This window comes from Rhodoglobus aureus (assembly GCF_039527955.1).
Taxonomy (GTDB): domain Bacteria; phylum Actinomycetota; class Actinomycetes; order Actinomycetales; family Microbacteriaceae; genus Rhodoglobus; species Rhodoglobus aureus.
The window spans coordinates 108,955-117,614 of record NZ_BAAAKW010000016.1 but is presented as its reverse complement, the minus strand read 5'-3'; the positions used below and the strand labels follow the sequence as shown (position 1 = coordinate 117,614).

The following is an 8,660-nucleotide window of genomic DNA, read 5'->3' as shown; positions in this document are numbered from 1 at the left end:
GGAGGGTGTTCAAATCTGTCTTCACACGCAGGGTTTAACACCCTCCGCCTCTGATTAACAGCACCCACGCGGCATCCACCTAATAGGACTCACTCATCTAGGCGGAAGTAGTCGACAGCATGAGGCGCACTAAGTCGAAAACGTAGTGCCGCAAAGGTGTTGCCATCACTGCAAGCACAAGCACATTAAGCGCGACCGTGCCCCAGAATGCTTGACGAAAGCTGCTTTTTAGGGTCTTGTGGCGCAATCGCTCCTGAGCGACTATCGCTCCGGGCCATCCGCCCAGAAGCCCGATACCGAGCAAGGCGCCCTCGCTCACCCGCCACTGGCCGTTCTGGGCCGCAGACTTATCGATGGCGTACGCCACATAGCAGGCGATGCTGGCGACGAGATACAGCGCGGCAACCCACGAGGGAAACATGCCGGTGGCAGTGGCCAACACAATCGCCGCAGCAAAAGCGACCAACACCACATAGCTCATGGTCTGCGGCCTGCTGCGGCGAGCCGCAGGAACTTCCTGGGGAGCATCAAGATAGCGGATGCTGTGAGCGCGCACTTTGCCATCGGTGGTGTAGCCCTCAGCGAAACTGATGCGCTCGCCAGGTGTGGGCCGAACGTCGCGCGAAGGGAACGCCGAGATGTGGGCGAAAATCTTGTCGCCACTTTCGATCGTCACGAATCCAAATCCGCGTTCGTCGTTCCAGGAAGCTAAAACGCCTTCACTGCGTGTGTTTCGCGAACCCATACCTTGAGCGTAACCCGCGCACCGGGCTAGCGCGGTCACGGCATACCGCTGAATTGCCGTGTTCAGTGGCTATGGGAAAAAAACTCATACACTGAGCGAACAAGCTCCTTGACGAGCGCGACATCAATGCACGGATCACCCCAGCACAATTCATCGCGATCAGAGACAGGAAACCTCGTGACTGTTGCCAATTCTTCCCCGCGCGCACCGTGGTGCCGCCCCCGAACGGCCGAAGTACAGTCCGATACCCTCGATCAATTGGATGCGTGGTGGCGAGCGGCCAACTATCTTGCAGTTGGTCAGATCTACCTTCTTGATAATCCGCTGCTGCGAGAACCTCTGCGTCGCGAACACACCAAACCCCGGCTCCTCGGGCACTGGGGCACGGCGCCTGGCCTGAACTTTGTGTGGGCGCACCTCAATCGGATTATTCGCGAACGCGACACCGACACCATTTTCGTTGCCGGCCCAGGACACGGCGGGCCGGCCGTAGTCGCGAGCGCATACCTAGATGGCACCTACAGCGAAACCTATGGGGATATCGATAAAAGCACCGATGGCATCCGCAAGTTGTTTAGGCAGTTCTCGTTCCCTGGTGGTATTCCCAGTCACGCAGCGCCAGAAACGCCGGGATCGATTCATGAGGGCGGTGAGCTGGGCTATGCGCTCTCGCACGCCTACGGTGCAGCATTCGACAACCCCAACCTTCTCGTAGCGACAGTCGTGGGGGATGGTGAAGCAGAGACCGGACCGCTGGCCACCAGCTGGCACTCCAACAAGTTCATCGACCCTGAACGCGATGGTGTTGTTCTGCCGATCTTGCACCTGAACGGCTACAAGATTGCGAACCCGACAGTGCTGTCGCGTATCCCCGAACAAGAGCTGTGCGAACTCATGCGCGGTTACGGCCACACGCCATACGTCGTGTCGGGCGGCTTCGACAGCGAGGATCCTCGTGACGTACATGAACGCATGGCGGCAACACTCGACGACATCATCGATCACATCGCGCAGATCAAGGCGGCAGCGGCAGCAGGAACCCTTGAGGGGCGCCCGGCTTGGCCGATGCTGATTCTGCGCACTCCCAAGGGCTGGACTGGACCTCAAGTAGTCGACGGGCATCCCGTCGAAAACAACTGGCGTTCTCACCAAGTTCCGCTCGCTAGCGTGCGAGACACCGAAGAGCACGTGCAGCAGCTTCATGACTGGATGGCCTCCTACCGCCCAGAAGAACTCTTCGATGCGAGTGGTGCACCGCGCGAGATTGCAACAGCACTCGCGCCCGAGGGAGACCGCAGAATGAGCGCTAACCCCGTCACCAATGGCGGACTGCTGCGCTCACCACTGCGACTGCCTGACTTTCGTGATTACGCGGTAGACGTTCCGAACCCGGGCGAAACTACCAGCTCAGCAACGGGCGCGCTCGGGGAGTGGTTGCGCGATGTGGTTCGCGACAACCCCGACAACTTCAGAATTTTTGGTGCCGACGTCACGGCATCCAATCGTCTGAGTGCCGTATTCGATGTGACCGATAAGCAGTGGGATGCCGGATTCCTCCCCATCGACTCCGACAATCACCTTGCTCGTGCGGGTCGCGTCATGGAGATGCTGAGTGAGCACCAGTGTCAGGGCTGGCTGGAAGGCTATTTGCTCACAGGCCGACACGGCATGTTCAACTCCTATGAAGCGTTCATCCATATCGTCGATTCGATGTTCAACCAGCACGCAAAGTGGCTGGAAGGGTCAACGACTATTCCGTGGCGTCGGCCCATGTCTTCGCTCAACTACCTGCTGAGCTCGCACGTGTGGCGTCAAGACCACAACGGCGCCTCTCACCAGGACCCGGGGTTTCTTGACCTTGTCATGAACAAGAAGCCTGATGTCGTGCGGGCCTATTTGCCCTGCGACGCCAACACGCTCATTGCCACCTACGATCACTGCCTCCGCTCAGTCGACAAAATCAATGTCGTCATTGCCGGCAAACACCCCGAAAACAACTGGCTCGACATGCCCGACGCGATCGAACACTGTACGCGGGGAATCGGACTGTTCGACTGGGCAGGCACCGAGGTTGTTGGCCAAGAACCGGATGTCGTACTCGCCTGTGCCGGCGATGTTCCGACTCTAGAAACCTTGGCCGCCGCGCAGATCTTGCGAGAGCGGATCCCCGAGCTGCGGGTCCGAGTCGTCAACGTCATCGACCTGATGCGCCTGCACAGTGAATCCGAACATCCGCACGGCCTCAGTGACGCCGAATACGACGCTCTCTTCACGACAGACAAGCCAGTGATCTTTGCGCATCACGGCTACCCGTGGCTCATCCATCGCCTCACCTACAAGCGCGCGGGGCACGCAAATCTTCACGTGCGCGGGTATAAAGACGAGGGCACCACCACCACGCCATTCGACATGGTGATGATGAACGACCTCGACCGGTACCACCTAGTCATCGACGTACTCGAGCGCGTTCCTGGCCTCATGTCGCGGCACGCAGCATTCTGGCAAGAGATGCAAGACACCCGGCTGCACGCTCAGCAGTACACGCGAGAACATGGCGAAGACATGCCAGAAGTAGCTGACTGGAAGTGGATCTCTGTGTGACCAGCACTGCGGAATTTTCACGACCAATTTCATTCGATTCTATCGATGCAAATGACCGGCGGAAAATCGCCTGAATTGGGTGCTGGCGCGCAGCGAAATTTATGCTTACAATTGCCGTGACATCGCATGGATGCCCAGCAATTTGTGCCCAATCAGGAGTTCTTCCTTGGGCCGTCAGAAAGAACGAGCACTCGGTATGGGCATCACCGATATCGCTATCAACGCACTCGGATTCGTGGGCACCGCATTCTCATTCTTGATGTGGGTTCCGCAAGCTCGAATCACCTGGCAGAGCCGCAACGACGCCGTGCGTCTTGCCGGCATTTCTGAAACAACACAGTGGTTGCTCCTGCTCGGTTATTCGGTCTGGGGCTCCTACGGGCTGCTCAGCGCATCAATGTGGGTTGCCGCGCCGAGCGTTGTTGCGATCCCGCTTGCTGCGGCCACAATCGTAGTAATCCGCCGCGGGCGCAGGCTCCCTGATGAGGGCCGCTCGTTCCCCATCTTCTCCAGCACGGATGCTGACCCCATTGCCACAATCTCCGATGGCCTGATTGCGCTCACCGAATCTATCCCGATCATCACGATGGCGCACCACGTACATCTCGGGCACCACGAGAAGCCCGGGCACTATGAGCAGCCTGATGTTACTGCTGAAACGCATGCCACATCAGAGTCTCTGGGCGAGCCGCTGCCAGAGTCCGCTGGCTATGCGGCGACAGGCACAATTCCCGTCCTCGCCTAGCAGCGGGGTTGCTGCGCTAGCCCGTGCGGATAAAACTGTCGACCTCAGCAGTAATTACATCGCGCACAATTGAGCTATCAAGACTCGCGACGCCGTCGCCAGCCTGCACGCCGTAGTCGCCAAAGCGCGCGTGATTGGCGCCCTCGATCGGAAAGAACGTGGTGGCTGTCGGCAACAGGTGTGCGGCATCCATGATCTTGTCTGGTGTGCTGAGCAGGTCGGCGCTGCCGCTCAAACTCAACGCGCGAGTGTCGACCTCTGCGAGGTCGTTTGCGCAGTAGCTGCCCAAGAGAATGAGCCCGCTTACATCGGGTTCGGCCGCGTACTGGCAGGCACGCACCCCACCGAGTGAATGGCCACCAACGAACCAGGTATCGACATCCGGTGCTGCGTTCGTGAACGTGGTCAAGGGTCGCTGATCGAAGAACGCCAGATTGAGGATGGGTTTGGTCACCACAACGGTCAACCCTGACTTGACGACGACTCCCGAAAGTTTGTAGAGGTAGGCATCGGCGCTGACTTTCGCGCCCGGAATGAACACCAGACCCGTGCCTGAGGCCCCGTCAGCGGGGGAGAGAATGAAGGAGTCAGGGGTCTCGTGGATGGAGACCGCAGGATTCGTGCGCACCTTGGCCAGCGGGCCCGACTCGGCCTGCATAACGCCAACATTAGCCCACACGAGAATGCCGATCGCCGCCAGCACAATAAGCGACGCAAACGAGATCAGCAAAACAAGCAAAACGCGCCGGCGCCGGGATGATCGTTGTGGGGGTGATGCCGGCGCGGGTGTAGCACTCGGGATGGACGACGATGGTTCAGCGGAGTGCATCGGGCCAGTCTATTGAACTCGCGCAGGCTATTGAGTCTGAGCTCTCTACTAGCGTGGCGACGACAATTCGGTCGGAGCAGCGCCCGAGCGTGCAGCACGTGTGACGCTCAGGAATATCCCGACCGCTCAGCGGTTGAATAGTAGTGATGACTACACCACTTCGTCTTTCTGTTCTCGACCTGATTCCTGTTCGCAGCAACCAAACATCAGCTGACGCGCTTGCCGCGACTACAACGCTTGCGCAGCGTGCCGATGAACTCGGGTTTTCGCGCTACTGGGTTGCCGAGCACCACAATATGAAGGCGGTGGCATCCACTAACCCCGCCGTGTTGATCGGCATTTTGGCCGCTCGAACCACACGTATCCGCATCGGTTCTGGGGGAGTAATGCTTCCCAACCACGCGCCGCTCGTGGTCGCAGAACAATTCGCGATTCTTGAGGCTGCCTTCCCCGGCCGAATCGACCTCGGCATCGGGCGCGCTCCTGGCAGTGACCCCGTGATCACGTCATATTTGCGGATGACAGGAACGACGAGCGATGTCGATGCCTTCCCGCGCAACGTGGCTGACATCCGCAGCCTCATGCATCCGGGGGGTGCAGCTCTCCAGCTGCAGTCCGGCCAAGTTTACGAGCTTACCGCCACGCCGAAGGCGGCATCGGTCGCCGAGCTCTGGTTGCTCGGATCGAGCGAATATTCGGCACGCCTCGCCGCTGCGCAGGGCATGCCTTACGTGTTCGCTCACCACTTTTCGGGCGAGGGAACCGAGCGCATCTTGGGGTTCTACCGCGACAACTTTGTGCCGTCTGACCTGCTGAAGGAACCGCGCACGTTCTTGACGCTCAATGTTGCGGTCGCTGAGACCGCGGCCGACGCTCGCGCCGCCGCGCTGCCGCAGCTGCAACAAATGGCCCGCCTGCTCAGCGGAATGCCACTCGGTCCGCTGGCGACTATCGAACAGGCCGCGGCGACCGAACTCGCGGCGCCGCAACAGCAGATGGTGGATGACATGGCCGAGCGTTGGGTCATCGACGAGCCGGTCGCTGCTGCGACGCGCATTCGCTCGCTGGCATCCCGATTCGGCGTCGACGAGGTTATGGTCACGCCAGGACTATCGGCACACGATGCGGATGCGGCGAACACTTCACCCGCGCGCGTCAAAGCGCTCGAGCTTTTGGCTGAGCAACTGCTCGCCTAGCGCTAGTGCGCTCGCTACACTCGCATCGTCGCCCAGAACGGTGTGAAAGTGAGTTGCCATGTCTGTTGCTGCCACTGAAGCTGCGCAGCGGCAGTCTCGTTTCTTGTTGCGGTGAGTTAGAGACTTCGGATTCGCCTGTGGCTCTGACCGCTAGGCCTACTTGGGGTTTGACGCGTTTGGCCGAAGCCGCAGCTGCCGGACTCCCTCGTGCTCACGCATCTCAACGTGTGCGCTGAACGAGGTCACGAAGTCGCTGAACGTCTTGAACTTCAACGATGCCTCGTCGAACGATGGATCGATTCGGAGCATCTGGTTCTTTACGGGAGAACTGTTCGACCAGTCGGAGTCCTCCTTCTGCTGCACGAGCCGAATTGCCCGCACTAACAGCTTGAGCGGGCTAACTTTTGCGGTCTGCTGCTCGGCAGTGCCTTGCGCAGCGCCCGCTGGTGTTGGACTGACTTTCTTGGCTGCATTTGCGGACTGCTTCGCTGCCGCCGTCGGCGATTTCTTGGCCGTCGCGGATGAGTGGGACGAGAGGGAAGTGCCTGCCGGTTTTTTGGCGGGAGTGACCTCTGGAGCGGACTTTGTGGATACCGCCGCCGGTGCCGATACCGCTACAGCTGGAATGGCAGCGGGAGCTGGCAGCACGTTGCTATCGAATTCAATCCCTGGCAAAGAGTCATAGTCGGCGAACTTGTCGCACGACGATGTGAGTGCTTGGCTCGTTCCGCCAGCAACCCCAACACCGACGACAAAGCGCCCGAGTGTTTTGGCACGTTGCGCGAGCGCTACATAGTCAGAGTCTCCGGCGACGATAACCACGTGCGTAAGATCGGGCAGTCGAAACAGGTCTTCCATCACATCAACCGCTAGGCGGATGTCGGCCCCATTCTTCATTTGGGCGGTCAACGGAAAGAGCTGTACCAGTTCAACCGCGCGGTTGATGAGCTGCTTCTGGTAGCCCGAGTTGACGGGCACCGACCAGTCGGCGTAGGCGCGACTGAGGGCCACCGTTCCGAACGATGATGCGTAGTCGAGGATGGCTTCGACATCCACTTCAGCCTCAGCGATTTTGATACCTACCGCGCTCGAGACAGTACGACTCGAATTGTGGGACCGGGCTCTGTCTTTGTAAAACTGGCCGTGGCCATGTTTTTGGTTATAACGCGAGATCACGATGTTATCGAAGTCGATATAGACAGCAACGCGGCCCTCTGTTGAGGCAGTCATGTGGTCTCCTATGGCTTGAGCGGTCGACATCACGCGGTCATTTCCTGAGGCTTCTTCGGCTCACGTTAGCAGTACTCGCCGCGCGATTGAGCGACTTTATGCGCGCTATCATCGCTACGATTATGGCGAGGACAGTAAATGGGGGCGTGTGATGACGTACAGCGCAATTAGGGTTCGTGCGACCCCTGGAGTTCCGCGATCAGGCCGCACCGGTATCGCCGTCATTGTGGCAGGCATCGCCGTGGCTGGGTGGATCTCGTTCGGCCGACACTTGTTCGGTATCGGCGGCGACCTCACGATCGCTTACGCGGCAACGTTAGGTGTGATCTTTGCCGTATTGCTGGTGCTCACCGGGCTAGCGGTGCGACGCACAGCACGTCGTGGTTTCGAGACACGTGCCCTCACGCATGCGCTGCTCATCGCCTCGGGAGTCTGCGGATTCCTCTTGGGCCTGACCATCCCAGATTCGACACCCCATGGTCTCCAGACGATCATCAGCGGCCCCACAGAACCAGCACTGGGGATTGCTATCGGTATCGCGAATCCGTTGGGTGTCGTCGGGATCGCGACAGCGATCATTGCGCTCGTGCTCGCTATTGGAGATTCGCGTGGTCGAGTGACTCTCGTTGAGTCGTGGGGCGACGAGGACGCCATCTCAGTCGTCGAACCTGCCTAACTCACTTGCGAGTGCTCGCCTAAATGGTGCCAACCACGATTGAAATACACGAGGGGTGGGGTGCCATCTGCTCCGGGGGTAACCTTCGATTGCGTTGCGCGTAACAGGATGATTGAGGCAGCCCCAGCGTCAAGCTGATCGATCCGGGTTCCAGCGACCCACGCCGGTGCGCTGGGAAAATACGGTTCGCCGGTTGGTAGGCGTGCCCACAGCCGGGTATCGGCAAATCGATCGACGCCGCTCGTCGCGCACAATTGGGCGATCTCCAGTTGGTCTTTCCCTAGGAAGTGCACGACATACGAGTGTGCGCTTCGAATGCTGGCCGCGGTCGACGCGCGATGGCTAATAGAGAACGCAAGCAGTGGTGGCGCGGCGCTCACAGAAACAACCGACGTAGCAGTGAGGGCAACGGGACCATCGGGGGAGTCCGCCGTAATGACGGCGACACCGCCAGGGTATTGGCGGAAGGCGCGAGCGAAGTCCTCGCCACTAATTTCGGCACGGTCTGAGTAGCATTCACTCGAGATGTGAGCGTCGTGATGAGCCAGTTCCTTGTGATTCGTCGTTGTCTGCATTCGTCCATCCGAAAGTTAGGGGGATACGAACAAGAGTGCGCCGCATTCACTGCCTACGCGAGA

At 59.4% G+C, this 8,660-nt stretch carries 8 protein-coding genes; 4 read left to right on the top strand and 4 right to left on the bottom strand.

What is annotated here, in order from left to right:
* Window positions 1-97 precede the first annotated feature (97 nt).
* A complete protein-coding gene (locus ABD112_RS03440) occupies window positions 98-745 on the bottom strand; it encodes a DUF1294 domain-containing protein (RefSeq protein WP_343923185.1) in 648 nt (215 codons plus the stop codon).
* 177 nt (window positions 746-922) lie between these two features.
* On the opposite strand from ABD112_RS03440, the gene ABD112_RS03435 reads away from it, so the two are divergent.
* Both ABD112_RS03435 and ABD112_RS03430 read left to right on the top strand, forming a co-directional pair.
* The gene (locus ABD112_RS03435; protein WP_343923184.1) at window positions 923-3,346 is read left to right on the top strand and encodes a phosphoketolase family protein; all 2,424 of its coding nucleotides are present in this window, start codon (window positions 923-925) and stop codon (window positions 3,344-3,346) included.
* Between the two features lie 166 nt (window positions 3,347-3,512).
* Window positions 3,513-4,091: a hypothetical protein gene (locus ABD112_RS03430; protein WP_343923183.1), complete on the top strand. Its 579-nt coding sequence runs from the start codon at window positions 3,513-3,515 to the stop codon at window positions 4,089-4,091.
* A 16-nt stretch (window positions 4,092-4,107) separates the two neighbouring features.
* Here ABD112_RS03430 and ABD112_RS03425 read toward each other — a convergent pair whose 3' ends face one another.
* Entirely contained in the window at window positions 4,108-4,920 is an 813-nt protein-coding gene (locus ABD112_RS03425; RefSeq protein ID WP_343923181.1) for an alpha/beta hydrolase, read from the bottom strand.
* Window positions 4,921-5,066: 146 nt separating this feature from the next.
* Between ABD112_RS03425 and ABD112_RS03420 the strand changes: the two genes are divergently transcribed.
* Window positions 5,067-6,116 carry an LLM class flavin-dependent oxidoreductase gene (locus tag ABD112_RS03420; RefSeq protein ID WP_343923179.1) on the top strand — a complete coding sequence of 350 codons (1,050 nt, stop codon included), beginning with the start codon at window positions 5,067-5,069 and terminating at the stop codon, window positions 6,114-6,116.
* Window positions 6,117-6,272: 156 nt separating this feature from the next.
* Here ABD112_RS03420 and ABD112_RS03415 read toward each other — a convergent pair whose 3' ends face one another.
* A complete protein-coding gene (locus ABD112_RS03415) occupies window positions 6,273-7,346 on the bottom strand; it encodes an NYN domain-containing protein (protein WP_343923177.1) in 1,074 nt (357 codons plus the stop codon).
* A 151-nt stretch (window positions 7,347-7,497) separates the two neighbouring features.
* On the opposite strand from ABD112_RS03415, the gene ABD112_RS03410 reads away from it, so the two are divergent.
* Entirely contained in the window at window positions 7,498-8,022 is a 525-nt protein-coding gene (locus tag ABD112_RS03410; protein ID WP_343923175.1) for a hypothetical protein, read from the top strand.
* On the opposite strand, the gene ABD112_RS03405 is transcribed toward ABD112_RS03410, so the two are convergent.
* Window positions 8,019-8,597, bottom strand: a complete 579-nt coding sequence (locus tag ABD112_RS03405) for a flavin reductase family protein (protein ID WP_343923173.1) — start codon at window positions 8,595-8,597, stop codon at window positions 8,019-8,021. The two genes, ABD112_RS03410 and ABD112_RS03405, sit on opposite strands and share 4 nt — an antisense overlap.
* Between the last annotated feature and the right edge of the window lie 63 nt (window positions 8,598-8,660).

Excerpts from the sequence above, each read along its gene's own strand:
- ABD112_RS03420 (WP_343923179.1), top strand. The coding sequence starts at position 5,067 with ATGACTACACCACTTCGTCTTTCTGTTCTCGACCTGATTCCTGTTCGC.
- ABD112_RS03425 (WP_343923181.1), bottom strand. The coding sequence starts at position 4,920 with ATGCACTCCGCTGAACCATCGTCGTCCATCCCGAGTGCTACACCCGCG.
- ABD112_RS03410 (WP_343923175.1), top strand. The coding sequence starts at position 7,498 with ATGACGTACAGCGCAATTAGGGTTCGTGCGACCCCTGGAGTTCCGCGA.
- ABD112_RS03440 (WP_343923185.1), bottom strand. The coding sequence starts at position 745 with ATGGGTTCGCGAAACACACGCAGTGAAGGCGTTTTAGCTTCCTGGAAC.
- ABD112_RS03405 (WP_343923173.1), bottom strand. The coding sequence starts at position 8,597 with ATGCAGACAACGACGAATCACAAGGAACTGGCTCATCACGACGCTCAC.
- ABD112_RS03415 (WP_343923177.1), bottom strand. The coding sequence starts at position 7,346 with ATGACTGCCTCAACAGAGGGCCGCGTTGCTGTCTATATCGACTTCGAT.